Below are 18343 nucleotides of genomic sequence, written 5' to 3'. Positions count from 1 at the left end.
TTCGCTTTCCCGCCTCATCCCTGAGGCGTTTACCCCTTAAACCATATTGACGTGCAAGCCCTGCTGGATCAGCACATCGCTGAGTGTGTTGACTTGCGAACTGTTGTGATAAACATCGAACTGGACTCCATCCACTTCGCGCTGCCCGCTGATGGCCCAGGTATCGGCAGCCCCGTGCTTCAGGTTGATCTGGTCGCCGATACTGCCCTTAATCAGCAAGTCATCTTCCGGTTTATCGGTAATGCTCAGCGCTTCGTTGACATCCAGCGTGACGCTGTTGGTCCCGGATTTGCCGAGGTCAATTACTTCGATGTTGTGTACTTTCGTCCCGAGATCGATCAGGTTCAGCACGAGGTTCGCGCCATCAAGCACCAGCGTATCGGTCCCCGCTCCCCCGTCAATCTCGGTAAAGCCGAGCGTCGACAGGTGAATAGTGTCGTTACCGGTGCTGCCCTGCACGCTATCCCCGCTCTGACTGGTGCCGTCCGCCAGATCGATACTCACACCGCCGATGGTGTAACTGGCATCGGTCGTTGCCGCCGAGTCTGTTGAACTCTCGGTGGTGGCGGTTGCTGCGGTGTGCGTGGTGGTGCTGTCCGTATTGGCTGCCGACTCCGACCCTTCCGTGGAACTGGCCGCCAGCAGTGAGAAGGAACTCGCTTCTGCCGATAACGTGCCGACTCCGGCAGGTGGCGTGGTGGTGGCGTTACCGCCGCCCAAACCGACGTTCAGGTAACCGATGTTACCCGCCGCATCGGCGGCATACAGGTTAATGATGGTGCTCAGCGAGAGGATCTTCGCCAGATCCAGCCCGACATCAAGCTGGGCCGTCCATTTGCCATCCGACCCGACAACCGCCGTCGACGCCGCCAGGTTCAACAAATTCAGATGAACAATAGAGCCCTGACCAAGATTAGTTGAGGAACCGCTGATCGTCAGTTTTACCGACCCGACTAACCCTAGCAGGACGTTGGTCAACAAGCCGACCAGGTTGGTCAGCGGGTTAGTGGTGATCGTTGGCTGGGTGAATTTCACCTGCACATCAGCTTCTGTCGCCGTGGTGTTGCCCACCCGGTCCGTCACCGAAACGCCCACTTTGGTGGTGCCATTCGCCAGGCTTTGCAGCAACGTGTTATTCACCGCCGCCGTCCAGTTGCCGTTGGCGTCCACTGTGGCATTCAGTTGCGTACCGCCAAGGGTCACCACCACGGTCGAACCGCTGGCCACGCCGCCAATTTTGCCGCTGATCACCTGGCCGCTGGCCGCTTCACTGATATTCAGGTAACCATCGTTACCGAACAGCGACGTGAGTGAAACCGTCGGCAGGTTGTGGGTAATCACATCCACCGCGCTCGCCACGCTCGCCACTTTACCAGCGGCGTTGGTGACCGCGACGCTAACGGCTTGCGAGCCATCCGTCAGGGCGCTGAGATCCACTTTCGGTACACTGACACTCCAACTGCCGTTCGCGGCGACCGTGGCGAGGTAGCTCTTGCCACCGACGGAAACGGTCAGCGTTGACCCCACCGCATTCTGGCTGGTTCCGGAAATCGTCTGCGCGGTACTGATATCCGCCAGGCTCAGCGCGCCATCGCCAAACAGCGAGGTAATGGCCACCGTCGGCAGCGCCTGAATGGCGACACTGGCGTTCTGCACGATATTGGCGACGTTACCGGCCACATCCGTTGCGGTCGCCGACACCTGCAAGATATTGGTGCCATCCTGCAAGCCTTGCAGCGAGAGCGCCGGAACCGTGAGCTGCCATTGCCCGTTCGCGCCCACGGTGGTGTTGAAAGAGAGCAGACCCACTTTCACGGTGATCTGCGTGCCCACCGCCAGGTTGCTGCTGGTCCCGGAGAGGATCGGGTTGGTCAACAGATCGTTCAGATCGAGGATACCGTTGCCAAACAACGTATTGAGACCCAGCGATGGCACGGCCTGCACGATCGCATTCACCAGTTGGTTGCCAGTGACGGTGTTGCCCACCGCATCGGTGACCGACGCGGTGACGCTCAGGGTGCCGTCGGCGATGGACGCCAGCGTGCCAGCGGAAAGCGCCAGCGACCAGGTGCCGTTACTGCCAATCGGTGCCTGATACGTTGTGCCGCCAACGGTGACCGTCACCGAGCCAGACGTCAGGCCGGTCACCGTACCAGAAATGGTTTGTGCTGCCACGGCTTCCGTATGGTTGAGGTAACCATCGTTGCCAAACAGCGAGGTGATCGCCACCGTTGGCAGATTTTTCAGGCCAACCGTCACCTGCCCGCCCGCCGTAGTGGAGGTGTTGCCATCCGGGGTGGTGATTTTGATCGATGGCGTAAAGATACCGTCTGTAAGCGTTGCAAGAACCGCTGGCGTCAACGCAATTGAGAAGGCGCCGCTGGCATTGACCACACCAGTAAACACTTTCGCGCCGAGTGTGACTTCCACCGTAGAACCGAGCGGCGCGCCGCTTGCCACACCGCTAATGGTCTGGGTGAGCAGCGAATCCGCGACGTTCAGCAAGCCATCGCCAAACACCGCCACGCTATTAAGCACCGGTGCAACCAAATCGACTTTGATGGAGCCGGTTTGTGTCGCCTGGTTGCCGTACTGATCGGTCGCGGTAATGGTCACCGATTGATTGCCACTGCCCAGCCCCTGCAACACCGATTTCACCGCATCCGGCAAGTTCACCGACCAGCGCCCGGTATTATCCACGTTGGTGGTAAAGGCCGTTGCGTTGCCGATTTGGATAGTCAGCGTGCGCCCGGCAAGGTTTGTCGCCGTGCCGCTCAGCAACCCGCTCGCCAGTTCAGGAATACTCAGTACGCCATCGCCAAACAGCGGATCCAGGGAGATAGCGGGCAAGTTGTGGCTGACCACGTTGAAGCTGGCATTGGTATTGATAACGTTGCCGGATTTATCAGACACCACCACGCCGACCGAGACCGTGCCATCTGGCAGGGTGCTCAGCACCGCAGCCGGAAGGTTAGCCGTCCAACGTCCGAGCGCATCGACGGTGGCGGTAATGGCTTGCCCGGCGAAATTCACCACCACACTGGAGACATTGGCGACATTGCTGACGGTACCGGAAATGGTCTGCGCAAGACCGCTCTCCACCAGGTTGACGACGTTATCGCCCGCCACCAGCACATCGCTCACCACCGGCAAATCGGTCAGCGCAAGGCCGACATCAATGGTTTTGTAAGTGGTGTTGCCGTTGGCATCGACCACATCGACGCGCAACTGCAAGGTATTGGTGACCAGACCGACCCAGATAGACGGCGGCAGCGTGAAGGAGTACGACCCATCAGACGCCACCGCCAGATCGTTAATGGTGAAGTTCGCGCCAATCACGGTCAGCGACACCTTCGCGCCGCGATAATCACCCGCCACTTTCCCGGTAAGCACTTGCGTTACCAGCGATTCCGCCACGTTCAGGATGCCATCGTTAAACACCTGATCGATGGCCACGCCAAGCCCTTTGTTCAGCGCAACGTTCAGCGAAATGTTGTTACTTGAAGTGTTGCCTGCCGCATCCGTCGAGGTGATGTTGATCACCTGCGCGCCATCGGTCAGCGTGGAGAGATCGAGCTGTGGGAAGGTGTGGCTCCAGTGGCCTTGCGAATCAACCGTGCCGCTCCAGCTTAACGGCCCCAGGCGAATGGTCACGGTATTGCCCGGTTCGCCCTGGCCTTGCAGCAGCACACCCGTCGTTGCATTGACGGTGTTCAGCACCGCTGGCACACCCAGCGCATCGACTTGCAGCAGCGGTGAACCGGCGTCTACGGTAACGTTTTGCGTCGCGTTGGTTTGGTTGCCCGCCGCATCGCGAATAGAGGCATTAATGGTATAGGAACCATCGTTGAGCGCCGCCATATCCGCCTGCGGCACATTCACAGACCAGGCGCCGTTAGCCACCACAGCGGTGTAGGTTTTACCGTTCAGCGTCACCGTGACCTGGCTGCCATTCGCATCCGACAGCCCGCTGATGGTTTGCGCGGCGCCTTTCTCGGTACTGTTCACCACGTTGTCACCGGCAAACTGTCCGAGGCTCAAGGTTGGCGCAAGGGTATCGACCACCACAGTTTGCGTGGCAGGCGTGGTGCCCGGCTGGCTGTTGCTCTGCACCGTGAAGGTGTAATTACCGTCCGGCAGCGACGCGCGCGGCACATTAAATGTCCAACTTCCGTCGGCCGCGACCGTCGCGGTGCCAAGCGGAGTCGCACCGCTAAGAATGGTCAGCGTCGTGCCGTTGAGGTTAAAAGCGTGGCCGGAAAGTTGCAGATTTCCATTGGTGAATTCCCCGGCGTTGACGTAATTGTCTCCGGCCACTAAATCCATATTGACTGAGTAAGTCGGCGGCGTCAGATCGAGGGTCAGCGTGCCGCCGTTACCTGCGGTGCCGGCAACGTTACCCGCTTTATCAACCCCCTGAACGGTTATCTGCCCGGCCTGCAAGGTGGCCATCTGCGTCGGCGTTAACACCAGCGACCAGCTGCCATCCGCCTGCACGGTGGTGGTGTAGACGCTGCCGCCGGTAAAGGTGACGCGAACGGTATCGCCTGTGGCTAAGCCGGTGGAGGTCCCGGTGATGGACTGGTTAGTCTGGCTTTCCGCGTAATCGAGGACGTTATCCCCGGCAAATGGCGTATTGATCGCCACCGTCGGCGCATCCAGCAACAAGGTTGCCGTGGTGGTGGCGGTATTGGTGTTGCCCGCGCCATCGACCACCGTCACCGTCACGCTCTGCTGACCGCGCGCGGCGATGGTCGCCCAATCCGCCGCGTCCATGGCTAACGTCCATTGCGTACCGTTAACGGTAGCGTCAAACGTTTGATCGCCAATGGTGACTTTAACGGTTGTGCCATTTGGATACGTTGTTGAGAACGTCCCGCGCAGCGTCGTGCCTGCGGTGGCTTCCGCCGCACTGACGTAGCCATCGCCAAATATCGGGCTGGTAATGGTCACCGCTGGCGGCGTCAACGCCACCGTATAATCCGTGATGCTGGTGTTGGTGTTGCCGTATTGATCCTGCGCGTAGACCGTAATCTGATGCGTCCCGGCAGAGAGCGATTGCAACGAGCCTGCCGGTAAGGTCACCGACCAGTTCCCGCTGGCATCGACGTCGGCGGTGTAGGTGACACCGTTAACATCGATTTTCACCGTCACATATTGGTTCGCCCCGGTTGCGCCAGTGCTCCCCGTCAGGGTCGCTTCACCCGCCGCTTCTGTGCTGTTGATAATGTTGTCACCAAACGGATTGCTAACCGAAGGCGCAGGCAGGCTGGTGTGTACCGTGACATTTGGCGTGGTGGCGGGATCGGTGCTGACCGAGTTACCGGCGCGGTCGGTTACCGTCACACCGAACGCCAGCGAGGCGTTATTCGCCAGCGCTGCCAAATCCGCCTGCGGTACGGTGATCGTCCAGTCACCGTTGTCATCCACCGTCCCGGTGTAGGTATTGGTGCCGAGCACCACACTGACTGTTTGCCCGGCGCCGGTCACGCCGGTGTTGCCGGTAATCTGCTGCGCGCTTTGGGTTTCAACATAGCTAATGACCGAATCACCAAACGGCGTCACGTAGTTCGCCACCGGCAGATTGTTGACGATTGCTTCAAAGCTGCCCTGCCCGGAGACCTGGTTGCCCGCCGTATCCGTCACGGTAATGGTGATCGGCAAGGTGCCATCCGGCAGCGCCTGCAAAGTTCCGCTATCGACATCCAGCGACCAGGTACCGTCTGCATTGACGGTCGCCTGTATAGGCGTGCCGTTGTTGATGCTGACTGTCACCGAGCCGACCAGCGACGAGTCCATATTGAGCTGACCGCCAATGGTTTGCGTCGCACCGGCTTCGGCAGCGCTCAGTATCCCGTCACCAAACGGCTGCGACAGCGTCGGCGGCGTTAACGGATCGGTGCGCACTTCGACGCTGGTTCCTGTGGAAACCGCAGTGTTGCCCGCGCGGTCAGTCACCGACACCTGCACGGTGTGCGTGCCGTCGGTAATGGCGTTCATCTGCTGCGGCGTTAACGACACCGTCCAGTTGCCGTTGACATCCACCGTGCCGGTGTATTCCTGCAAATTATCGAGGATGATTTTAACCGTCTGCCCTGGGCCTGCTTGCCCGGTCGAACCGGTCAGTTGTACCCCGGCGTTGGCTTCCGCCTGGCTTAAGATATTGTCATCGCCAAACAGCGGCCCGGTTAATGCGGCGGTGGGTCGGTTCAGCACAATATCGAGATTGCCGTTGACCGTCGCCGGGTTACCCCAGGCGTCCTGCGCGGTGACCGTGACGGTGTATTGCCCGCTGGTATCCAGTTCGCCGCCTGGAATGGCCACCGACCAGGTATTACCGCTTACCGTACCGTTAAAGTTCTGCCCATTGATGGTCACCACGACAACCGTGCCGGCAGTCAGGCCGCTCACGGTACCGGTCAGCGTGGTGCCGTTGGTGGCCTCATTGATGCTGACAACGTTGTCGCCAAACATGGTGTTCAGCGTGATGGTTGGCCCGCCGGTGGTTTTGACGTTAATGCCAACCTGCTGCTGGCTGGCGTTGCCCTGCGCATCGGTGCTGGTGAAGGTCAGTTGCGAACTGCCCTGCGGCAACGCTTTCAGGTCGGTCGCAGAGATATCCATCGTCCACTGCCCCTGCTGATCGACCACCGCCGACAGGGTTTTGCCATTGATGGTCAACTGCACGGTTTCGCCCGCGGTACCGGTGCCACTCACCTGCTGATCGACCGCCGCTTCGGCGATGTTGACGCGGCTGTCACTGAGGAACGAATTGGCGAGATCGACCACCAGCGTTGGCGCGGTGGTATCCACCGTCACGCTGTGCGTACCACTGGCCGGGTTCTGCGCCGCATCACTCGCCGAAGCCGTAATCACATACGGCGCATTTGCTGGCGTATCGCTCAATGCCTGCACATCCGCCTGCGGCACGGTGATGGTCCAGTTGCCGCTACTGTTGACGCTGGCGGTGTAGGTGTTGCCATTAAACAGCACCGTAATCACCGTGCCCGCCGCCAGATGGGTCGACGAGCCGGTAATATCCAGCGCCTGGTTATGTTCGATGGCGTTGATGACATCGTCCTGCGCCACGGTATTGATGGTGATGGTCGGTTGCGACGCCGGTTGCGCGGCGAAGGTCACGCTGTGGTTCGCCGACGCGCTGTTCCCGGCGGCATCGCTCGCGGTCACAGTGATTATCTGTGTGCCGTCCTGCACCACCGCCAGATCCGCCGGCAGTACGTTTACCGACCAAGTGCCATCGGCATTCACCGTGGTGTCATAGGTTTTGCCGTTCAAGGTGACGGTCAGCGGCTGGCCGCTTTCAAGGTTGGTCGAGGTACCGCTGATTTGCACCAGCGACTGCGCTTCAGACTGGTTGATAAAGTCATCGCCGCCGACTTTATTGATTTGCACCTGCGGCGCGTTAGCCGCCGAAGCATCAAGCGTAAAGCTGGTGATCTGCGTGGTACTGTTGCCCGCGTAATCCGTAATCGTCACTTTTACCGCTACCGGGCCGTCCGGCACGTCGGCCAGCGCTCCGGCAGGCAATACAATGCTCCAGACACCGCTGGGCTGCAAAATGGCGTCATAGTTCTGACCATTGACCAGTACCACGATGGTCTGCGTGTGCAGCGGATCGTAAACCCCCGTACCGCTTACCGTAACGGCACCGGCCGCTTCCGCGCTGTTGACGATATTGTCGCTGGTGACCGCATCAATGGTGGCGGTCGGCGCGACGGTATCAACGGTCATTGGCGTAGTGATGGCGGTCTGGTTACCCGCCGCGTCCGTCGCCGTAACGGTGACCGTGTGGCTGCCCTGCCCGAGCGCGCCCAATTGCGTTGGGGTCATCGGCAGGGTCCAGTTGCCGTTCGCATCCACCGTGGCGGTAAGCTGCGCGCCGTTGTCCAGTTTAACGGTCACCACCTGGCCCGCGCCGACAACACCGGTGTTGCCCGTCAGGTTACCGCCCGCGGCAGCTTCCTGCGCATTCACTACGCCATCGCCGAACGGGGCGTTAATGGTCGGCTGCGGCAGAGTATGGGTGATGATGGTGAACTGATGCTCACCGGAAATAACCACGTTATCGACATCGGTTGCCGTCACCGTCAGGGTGGCGGTGCCATCGGCAATCGCGGCGGCGGCGGCATTCGGCACAGTAAGCTGCCAGAAACCGCTCGCGTTGACGGTCGTTGTGTATTGCACGCCGTTAAGCGTAATGGTGACGGTTCCCCCTTCCGGGATACGCTGCGAAGTGCCGTTGATGGTCAGGCCATCGGCAATATCCGCGGCGCTGATTTTGTTATCGGACTCAATCGGGTTAATGGCGATCGCGCTGGCGGTGGTATCGACCGTGAAGGTGCTGGAAATCGGCTGCGAGGCGTTACCCGCGCTGTCGGTGACCGTCACTGAAATCGCGTAGGTGCCGTTGGTCAGGCCGCTCAATACACTCGGCGCAACAGGAATGGACCAGCTACCGTCTGCGCCCACGACGCCGGTCAGCGTTTCACCATTCAGATTAACGGTAATAGTCGCTCCAGGCTCGGTCGGCACGGTTCTGCCGGTCAGGCTGAAGCCAGTATTCTGTTCAGCGGCATTGATCACGTTGTCGCGCGCGACCGGATCCATCACCACATTTGGGGCGGTGGTATCAACGTTGACCGTGCGAATTGTCGAGGTGACGTTCCCGGCGGCGTCGGTCGCGGTAACGGTGTAGGAACTGCTTCCCGACGGCAGAGCGCTAAGCACGCCGCTGCCGAGCGCGACGCTCCAGCTCCCGTTGCTGACCGTCGCGGTGTAGGTATTGCCGTTGATGGTCACCACCACCGATGCGGCATCCGTCGAGGTCGTGCCGTTCAGCGTCACCCCGTTGGTGACGTTATTGCCATTCAGCACATCGTTGCCGTTCAGCGGCGTGATACTCAGGGTCGGCGGCGTTTTATCGACAGAGAAGTTAATGGTGTTGTTGGCGCTATTGCCGGCGACATCGGTCGCCACCACGTTAATGCTACCGGGGCCTTCTGTCAGGGTTTCCATCGCGCCCTGCGGCAACATGACTGACCAACTGCCATCGGCGTTAACGACGCCGGTGTATTGCTGACCGTTAAGCGTCGCAACGACTGTTTGCCCTGCGCCGAGGATGCCGGTGTTGCCGGTGATGGTCTGGCTTTGGGTGGATTCCGCCAGGCTCACCACGTTATCGACAAACGCCGGATCCAGCGTAACGGTCGGTAACGTGTGGATTGCCACCGTGAAGTTGTGGCTGTCGATCACGGTGCCATTGGCTGTCAGCACTGTTGCTGTGACGGTTTGCGTGCCGTCGGCCAGTGCATCCAGAGCCGTGGCGTTGATAAAGGTTTGCCAGGTACCGTCTGCCTGGATAATGCCGAGGTAATTGGTGCCATTCAGCGAAATGGTAACAATCGTCCCGGCCGGCAAGCCTGCACTGCTGCCCTGAATGGTTAACCCAGCCGCGGATTCGGTGGCATTCAGATAGTCATCGCTGGAGATGATGCTGATCGCCACGGCATCGCTGGTGGTATCGACATCGAAACTGGAATTAATGGTGGTGCTTTGCCCGTAACCGTCGGTCACGCTGACGGTCAGGTTCTGGGTGCCATCGCTCAGCTTTTGCAGCTCAACCGCAGGCAGTGTGACCTGCCAGTTGCCCTGCACATCCGTCACGCCCTGATAGGTGAGACCCCCTAAGGTGACAGTCACGATGCTGCCTGCTTCGGCGTTTGAGGTGCCATGCAGGATTTGGTCGACTTTGATTTCCGCCGCATCCAGCGAGTTACCGTCGGAGAGTTCCAGCACGCCCACTTGCAGCGCGGTGGTTTTCACATCAATGGGGCGCGTCACGGTGGTGCTGTTGCCCGCGGCGTCGGTCAGCGTCACCGTGAGCGGATAACTCCCGGTTTGTAACTGCCCGAGATCCCCCGCAGGCAGCGCCAGTTGCCAGTTGCCGTCGCTGCCGACCACTGTGGTGTAGGTTTTGCCATTCAGGGTTACCACCACTGTTTGCCCTTGCTCGCTGACGCCGCTGATGCCGCTCAGCGTCTGGGTTTGCCCCAACTCCGCGCCGTTCAGTTTGCCATCCGCCGTTAACGGCAGCACCGCCAGCGGCGGCATGACCGTATCCACCACCGCGGTTTGCGTCAGCGGCGTGGTGTTGCCCGATGCATCGCTGGCATTGACCGTCACGGTCACCAGACCATCCGGCAGATTTTGCAAATCGCCAGCGGGAACGGTCACTTTCCAGGTTCCGTCGTTATCGACTGTCGCCTGGTAGGTTTTATCCCCGACCTGCACCGTCACTTTTTGCCCAATGCTGGTGACGCCGCTGTTACCGCTCAGCACCTGATCGACGGCTTTTTCCGCCGCGTTGAGGTAACCATCACCAAACGGCGTGTCGATAACCGGTTGTGGCAAGTGGTGGACCTGCACGTTCAGCGTGTGTGAATCCTGCGCATTTTGATTGCCCTGAACCACCGTCGCGGTGATGACATTTGGCCCGTCGCTCAGGCGCAGCAAGTCGTTGGAGGGTATGGTGACGCTCCAGTTGCCCGCCGCGTCAATGTTGGTGACCTGATAATTAACGCCATTCACCGTGACAATAATTGATACGCCCGGGCCAATGACAGTCGTGACACCACGCACTTCGAGCGGGCTTTGCGCTTCGCTGGCGTTGAGATAATCATCGGTGGAGAGAATAGCAATGGCGATGCCCTGCTGGCTGGTATCGACATCGATCGGTATCGTTTTGGTGATGGTGTTGCCATCGGCGTCGTTGACCGACACCGTCAGGTTGTTGTTGCCCTGGCCAAGTGCGCCGAGATCGCCAGCGGGTATCACCGCTTTCCAGGTGCCATCACCCATGACTTCGGCGTAGTAGGTTTTGCCGTTCAGGGTAATGGTCACCACCTGCCCGGCTGGAATGTTGAAAGTCTGCCCGGAGACGGTTTGGCTAACGAGGATCTCCGCGCTGTTGATGATGTTGTCGCTGGCGACGGGATCGACAGTGACATCCGGCGCGGTGAAGTTGGTGCTGAAATCGCGCTGTTCTTCAGTGATGTTCCCGGCAGCGTCAATGGCGCGATAAATGATGGTGTAGCTTTGACCATCCTGTAACAGGGCCATATCCGCTTTAGGGATCACCAGTTGCCATTGGCCGTTTTCATCCGCGATGGCGGTGTAGGTGCGGTCATTGAGGATGACAAAAATGGTGCTGCCGGCATCTTCCTCGCCGACATAACCACGGACGATTTTGTCCGCGACATGCTGCTCCTGGTCGACGATATTGCCCGGTGCAAACTGCGTTAACTCCAGCACGGGCGGCGTGGTACTGACCGTTACCCAGGTATCGGTACTGGCGGTACCGCCGCGCGGCGTGACGATGGCGACGCGTATCCGGCTCAGCCCCTGAGAAAACGTGCTCAGGCTGGCGGGTGACACCCAAACCCCCCAGCTCCCGTCGCTGGCGACGGTGGTGGTCCAGGTTTCGCCATTGGCGCTAATCGTAATGGTGCTGCCCGCGTTTTCGGCCTCCGTCCAGCCGCTCAGTCGCTGTGCTTCCGTGGATTCTGCTAAGTTGACAATGTTATCGGCTGCGAAGGTGTTGACGTTCAGCGTGGGCGTGTCAGGGGTTTCACCGCCGCCGTTATCGCCGCCGCCATTGTCGCCTCCGCCATTATCACCTCCGCCGTTATCGCCTCCACCATTATCCCCGCCGCCGTTGTTGCCACCGTCGTTGCTGTGGCCGCCTCCGCCACCACCGCCCGCAGCGGCGGCTACGCCCACCAGCCCGCCGACAGCGGCGATGCCGCCCAGTACCGCAAGGGCAGAGATACCGCTAGCGCCGATCAGCGAGTCGAACGCTACTTCACTGTACGCAGGCACGATAGCTTCTGCAGCGGCCGGGCCTGCTTCGGCGGCGTATGGGAATACCGCGTGATGCGTGCCGTATTGATCTTCGAAAATCAGTTCGCTGTGCAGGCCGTCGCCATCAAGATTAAAAAAGCTGTTGTAACGCACTGTTGAGCCATCTTTCATATGGACAATCAGGTCGTTTCCTTCTCGCTCGTAGAAATTTACCGTCTCTTGCGAAGCATTAACGCGGACAATACTGGTCTCAGTGAGATTAACAACGCGATCGCTGCCGCTTGTATATTGCGCAACAACGTCACCGGTTTTTTGATTTATTACATCGACTGAACCAGGAAGGCTATTTTGCGGGGCCATATATTTACCTCGAAGCAAAAACAATATTCATAGCCACTGCCGACATTTATTTACGCGCAGAGGGAGGCGGGCCAAATAAAAATTTGGCGATATTCAATGATTGTGCTATGCATGAGTCAATAATTATATAAATTGATGTTTTTTCATTAAAATATCCATTTCGCTGTCAATGAGTAAAATCTTACAATAAGAAAAGATATAAACAACGTTACGTATTTAGGCAAATACTGACATCACAAATTAATATTAATTTTGAAAATACAGAATATATTCTGTTTGTATACACTTAAGTTAAGTCTTGCTTAAGCTGCTTGATGAGATAATTAAATGAAACGCCAGTATTCATCCTGATAAATGTAAATTTCTTTACAATGTATAATATATTGCGATTTACTCGCCAATTCCCTTCTATTTGGGGTGGAATATTATTAGCGTAGCGAATAGTTGAATAACTATACAAATAGAAGGTGAGTTTCGTTGTTCAAAGAATAAGCGCCACAGGGAAACCAAATTCAGTAGCGATATGGACTGGCATGCCGTGTCGAAAACCTGCTATACTCGACGTCACATTTTGGGGCTGATTCTGGATTCGACGGGATTCGCGAAACCCAAGGTGCATGCCGAGGGGCGGTTGGCCTCGTAAAAAGCCGCAAAAAAATAGTCGCAAACGACGAAAACTACGCTTTAGCAGCTTAATAACCTGCTCAGAGCCCTCTCTCCCTAGCCTCCGCTCTTAGGACGGGGATCAAGAGAGGTCAAACCCAAAAGAGATCGCGTGGAGACCCTGCCTGGGGTTGAAGCGTTAAAACTAATCAGGCTAGTTTGTTAGTGGCGTGTCCATCCGCAGCTGGCAAGCGAATGTAAAGATTGGACTAAGCATGTAGTACCGAGGATGTAGGAATTTCGGACGCGGGTTCAACTCCCGCCAGCTCCACCAAAATTCTCCATCGGTGATTACCAGAGTCATCCGATGAAGTCCTAAGAGCCCGCACGGCGCAAGCCCTGCGGGCTTTTTTGTGCCCTCAATTTGTCCCGCGAAGTCCGAAGAGAACTAATTAAATCCGAACCTTTTAGGCCCATTGATAGGCCCAACGAAAAGCTCTATTGTTTTCGTTGGGCCTAAACGCATGGAGATTCCCCATGGCAAGAAAAACCAAGCCGTTAACCGATACGGAAATCAAAGCCGCCAAACCTAAAGATGCCGATTACCAGCTGTATGATGGGGACGGGCTTACTCTATTAATCAAGTCCAGTGGTAGTAAGCTCTGGCAGTTCCGTTACTATCGACCGCTGACAAAACAGCGAACCAAACAGAGCTTCGGTGCCTACCCTGCTGTCTCCCTTTCTGATGCGCGTAAACTCAGAGCTGAATCTCGAGTTTTGTTGGCGAAAGACATTGATCCGCAGGATCATCAGAAAGAACAGGTAAGAAATTCTCAAGAGGCTAAAACCAACACTTTCCTGTTAGTTGCCGAGCGTTGGTGGAATGTGAAGAAAACCAGCGTAACAGAGGACTATGCCGACGATATCTGGCGCTCGCTTGAGAGAGATGTTTTCCCAGCAATCGGTGATATCAGTGTCACTGAGATTAAGGCTCATACTCTGGTTAAAGCAGTGCAGCCGGTTCAGGCCAGAGGTGCATTAGAGACAGTCCGACGCCTTTGTCAGCGTATTAACGAAGTCATGATTTATGCGCAGAACACAGGCCTGATTGATGCAGTTCCCAGTGTAAATATCGGAAAAGCGTTCGAGAAACCGCAAAAGAAAAACATGCCGAGTATCCGTCCGGATCAGCTTCCACAGTTAATGCAAACAATGCGTACAGCAAGTATCAGTATGTCAACGCGGTGCTTGTTCATGTGGCAGCTTCTCACCATTACCCGCCCTGCCGAAGCCGCTGAGGCACGATGGGATGAGATCGATTTCAGTGCTAAAGAATGGAAAATTCCAGCAGCTCGTATGAAGATGAACCGAGACCATACGGTTCCACTATCGGATGAGGCTCTTTCTATTCTGGAAATGATGAAGTCACTCAGTAGTGGCCGAGAGTTTATCTTTCCCAGTCGCATCAAACCAACCCAGCCAATGAACAGCCAAACAGTTAATGCCGCACTTAAGCGTGCTGGCTTAGGAGGCGTACTCGTTTCACACGGCTTACGTTCTATCGCTAGTACGGCACTCAATGAGGAAGGATTTCCGCCTGATGTTATTGAGGCTGCACTTGCTCATGTGGATAAGAATGAGGTTCGTCGCGCTTACAATCGAAGTGACTATCTTGAGCAACGACGACCGATGATGCAGTGGTGGGCTGATTTTGTTAAAGCAGCAGATAGCGGCAGCATTGTGAATAGTGGAGTTAGGGGAATACGTCTTGTAGGATGAATCCTTTATCAGCACCCATTATGGGTGCTGATAACTCGCCTATAGGTAGTACGGAATTTTACCCTTTGGTTTTCTTTTTTCTAGTAACCGTATTATCTAAAGCCAATTTGATACTTTCAATATTTCTTGACCAGTTTTTTATAATGGTATCTGCCAACGCATCAGGGCTCATTGTTGATATCCGGTATTTTTTACTTTGATTATTAATTTCAAAATTTGACTCTTCGACAAATTTCCATAAGGGATCAATAAGGTCATTCACCGCAGCTGCTTTACTTTTCCACCCACCTTCAGGTACGGAGCTATTGATCAAATAAACAAGCTTATCCTGAATTATTCGATACACTTCTGATTTACTGTTCCCACCTTCTTTTCCGGCTTTAGCTCTAACATGTGATAATTTTTTTTGGGTACATACAGAAACATGAAACCATGACATACCAATACATCTATCAAATAATTCAGCTGACTTAATGAACGCTTTAATAGCAATACATTCATTCTCCGACATAACTGACTTTCCCCATTGATAAGACATTGAGGCAAAAAATAGATGTGATTTAAACACATCGTTAATTAAAAAAGGATCCTGAATAAGATGAACAAATGTTTCCCTGAAAATACGTGATTTTAACTGTTTCCAGCATTCCTGAGCTGGATCATATAATTCTGTATATTCCTCTTTTAATTGCTCCACTCCGTCAACAGTACAATATTTATACTCCTTACGAGATGGATCACTGTACAAAATCACACGAGTTCCTACCTTATCAGAATTCCAGAATTGATCTCGCATCTCGCTTAGTTCCTTTCGTATCACGGGATAACTTTCGCTGAGCACATCAACGTATATGTCCCAATCACATTCAACCATCTGCCCAGAAAGCCAAACCGATTTTTGACTAATTTCTTCGCAAAACTCAATCGCTGTCAACATAAAAACACCAAATATCAATTAGTTAAGTGTTGTAAAAAATGTTTTTTTGGTACGCGTATTTTTTGCATTAGTACTTGCCGCTAATCTTTCTACAACCAAAATGAACTAATGAGAGGCAATCAAGCATGAACAATCCATCAACCATTAGGATACTCCGCTTACCTGCGGTTATCCAAAAAACTGGTATGGCACGAGCCACAATTTATGACTGGTTGAACCCCAAATCACCGCGTTACGACTCAACTTTTCCCAAAAAGCGAATGCTCGGAGTTAAATCGGTTGGATGGGTTGAAGCAGAGATTGATGAATGGTTAACACGGCGTAGCAAACTTATCTGAATATACAGATCCATGAGTACACACTAAATGCGTACAAAACTAATAATACACTGCTATTTTTGCTATTTGTAGCAAAAATAGCAGTTAGCGATATTCCCCAAAAAAATTTAGAGGATTTAAAGTTGAGCACCCATCCATTTCCTGTCCATGTTTTTCCGTCGCTAATCAGAAATGCAATTTATGAAGTAGAGCGACAAACACAAGCTCCTCTATCGTTGATATCAGCATCGGCGCTTGGAGCAATTTCATTAGTGTGCCAAAACAGAATTGACGTTTGTAGGCTAAATGGTCTATGTAGCCCCGTTTCACTTTTTTTGCTGACGCTTGCTGAATCAGGAGAAAGAAAAAGTACTGTTGATAAGATTTTCATGAAACCGCTGTATCAACAGGAAAAAATTTGGTTTGAAAAACATAGCCAAGATTTACAATTATGGATGAATGACAAAGCAGCTTTTATTATCAAAACAAAAGCACTGGAGTCAAAACTAAAATCTGATACTCGTCGTAATAAAGATTGCAGTATAACGAATGAACAATTGAGGTTTCTATTTGAAACCAAACCTAAAGAACCTGTTAGATATAGGCTGATGTTTAATGATGCAACGCCAGCCGCAATTAAAGATTATCTTTGTGGAGAATGGAAGTCCGTGGGTATTATGTCGGATGAAGCAGGGACCATATTTAATGGGCATACATTGAATGAACTTCCTTTCATAAACAAGATGTGGGATGGTTCAAATTTTTCCGTTGATAGAAAAAACTCTCCTGAACGTTTAATTCATGACGCCAGAATGACATTATCTATGATGATACAACCTACAGTATTTCATAAGTATATTGAGCGTAAAGGTGAGATGGCTAAAGGGATTGGTTTTTTTGCCCGTTGCTTGATTTGCCAGCCCGATTCAAGACAAGGATTCCGGCAGATTACAAGTCCAGTGATATCCAGTGAACACTTACCAGTATTTCATAGCCGACTGCTTGAGATAGTTAATGATAGCATTATAAGAAATGGCAAAGGTGAGCGAATGATCCTACGACTCTCTCCGCAGGCGGAGCAACTATGGATCTCATTTTATAACAGAACTGAATCGGAAATGAGCGAAATTGGTTATTTATCCAACATGAAGGATTATGCTTCAAAAATGGCAGAGAATATGGCAAGAATTGCTGCATTACTCCATTATTTCGAAGGTCGTAACGAAGATATATCAATTAAAGCTGTGGAAGCTGCAATTCAGATAAGTGCCTGGTATGTTGATGAGTACAAAAGATTGTTCTCTAAAGCTTCAGGATTTACTCTTGTTAATAATGAAAGTGACGAACTATACTCCTGGATAAAAAATTATTGCGCTAGTACTTTCCCACCACATATAAGTAAAACGAAGATTCTTCAATACGGACCTTATCGATTCAGAAATAAAATCAAAATGGATGAACTGCTTAATATCTTACTTATTAACCAAAGAATAGTAGTAACACATTTCGGTAAAACTCTCTATATACAATCAGTACAATAGGCAAATAATTGCAGAGTTGTTTTTTCATTATGAAATGATGTAACACTTGGCTTTAAGTTAATTTGAAAGTGTTTTTATGTTGGATAGGTAATATATACTAACATATACAGAATCATAACAGTGATATCACTCAGACTTATCTATACAATTAGATACAACTTAAAAACCATATTTCTACAACGAGTAACACATACGTGATCTATTAATATAAACAACTCCTAAAATCATACGAGAAATAAATCATGAAATTATACAATGGTTCCCATGGTGAGCATGTAATCGCCTATAGAAAAAATATTGAAGATGTAGTCCAAAATGCTATCGGTGAATTTTCAAGAACAATGGCATTGCGTGTTGATGTGCATTACCCACCTATCCTTGACAGAGGTGATACTGTATGTTGTTTCCCAAACCTAGAGCCTGGAGTGATATCTCGATTTCGCAATTCTCTAAATGCTATATTAGATGCAAATGAAAAAATGAGAGCAACTGAAGGGAAAAGAATATATCGTAATCGAACGAGACATGTATGGGTAAGGGAATTTTCTGAAGAGGGAAAATGCCACTTTCATCTCGGTCTTTTTTTTAATAAGGATGCTTATTATCATTTAGGCGATTATGAGACTGAAAGCAACTTACGGATGATGATTATACGGGCATGGTATAGCGCATTGGATCTGGAGTTGGATGATTACGCAGGACTAGTCCATTTCCCTAAAAATTGCCGATATATATTAGATGTGAATGACTTTAACTTTGAGGATGAATACAAAAAGCTTCTTAACCGACTGGATTACTTAGCCAAATTAGATACTAAGCTCTACGGTGATGGTGACAGAAATTTCGGATGCAGTAGAAACTAATCTTTCAGAAGGCCTTTACATTACACGCAAAGGCCGATGATAGGTAATTCATGCAACTGTGAC

At 53.1% G+C, this 18343-nt stretch carries 6 protein-coding genes and 1 other RNA gene; 5 read left to right on the top strand and 2 right to left on the bottom strand.

The genetic code is table 11. From position 1 onward, the window contains the following. Positions 1-36: 36 nt before the first annotated feature. Positions 37-12240, bottom strand: coding sequence for an Ig-like domain-containing protein (locus tag AAEY27_RS05820; protein WP_342323955.1), 12204 nt, complete (start codon positions 12238-12240; stop codon positions 37-39). 573 nt (positions 12241-12813) lie between these two features. Here AAEY27_RS05820 and ssrA point away from each other — a divergent pair. Next, positions 12814-13177, top strand: a transfer-messenger RNA (tmRNA) gene (gene ssrA / locus AAEY27_RS05815). A 203-nt stretch (positions 13178-13380) separates the two neighbouring features. Further along, positions 13381-14622 carry an integrase gene (locus AAEY27_RS05810; RefSeq protein WP_342323954.1) on the top strand — a complete coding sequence of 414 codons (1242 nt, stop codon included), beginning with the start codon at positions 13381-13383 and terminating at the stop codon, positions 14620-14622. A 58-nt stretch (positions 14623-14680) separates the two neighbouring features. Here AAEY27_RS05810 and AAEY27_RS05805 read toward each other — a convergent pair whose 3' ends face one another. Further along, entirely contained in the window at positions 14681-15559 is an 879-nt protein-coding gene (locus AAEY27_RS05805) for a hypothetical protein (RefSeq protein WP_342323953.1), read from the bottom strand. A gap of 125 nt (positions 15560-15684) precedes the next feature. Between AAEY27_RS05805 and AAEY27_RS05800 the strand changes: the two genes are divergently transcribed. The 3 genes from AAEY27_RS05800 (at position 15685) to AAEY27_RS05790 (ending at position 18280) form a co-directional block, all read left to right on the top strand. Beyond that, on the top strand, positions 15685-15897 hold the full coding sequence (locus AAEY27_RS05800) for an AlpA family transcriptional regulator (protein WP_342323952.1): 213 nt from the start codon (positions 15685-15687) through the stop codon (positions 15895-15897). A gap of 122 nt (positions 15898-16019) precedes the next feature. Further along, positions 16020-17417 (top strand): YfjI family protein, encoded by a 1398-nt coding sequence (locus AAEY27_RS05795; RefSeq protein ID WP_342323951.1) that lies wholly within the window; start codon positions 16020-16022, stop codon positions 17415-17417. A 242-nt stretch (positions 17418-17659) separates the two neighbouring features. Further along, positions 17660-18280 (top strand): inovirus Gp2 family protein, encoded by a 621-nt coding sequence (locus AAEY27_RS05790; protein WP_318243267.1) that lies wholly within the window; start codon positions 17660-17662, stop codon positions 18278-18280. Positions 18281-18343: the final 63 nt, after the last annotated feature.

This window comes from Kosakonia sp. BYX6, from assembly GCF_038449125.1.
GTDB classification, from domain to species: Bacteria; Pseudomonadota; Gammaproteobacteria; order Enterobacterales; family Enterobacteriaceae; genus Kosakonia; species Kosakonia calanthes.
The sequence above is the reverse complement of the archived record's forward strand: the minus strand, read 5'-3'. Positions and strand labels throughout refer to the sequence as shown.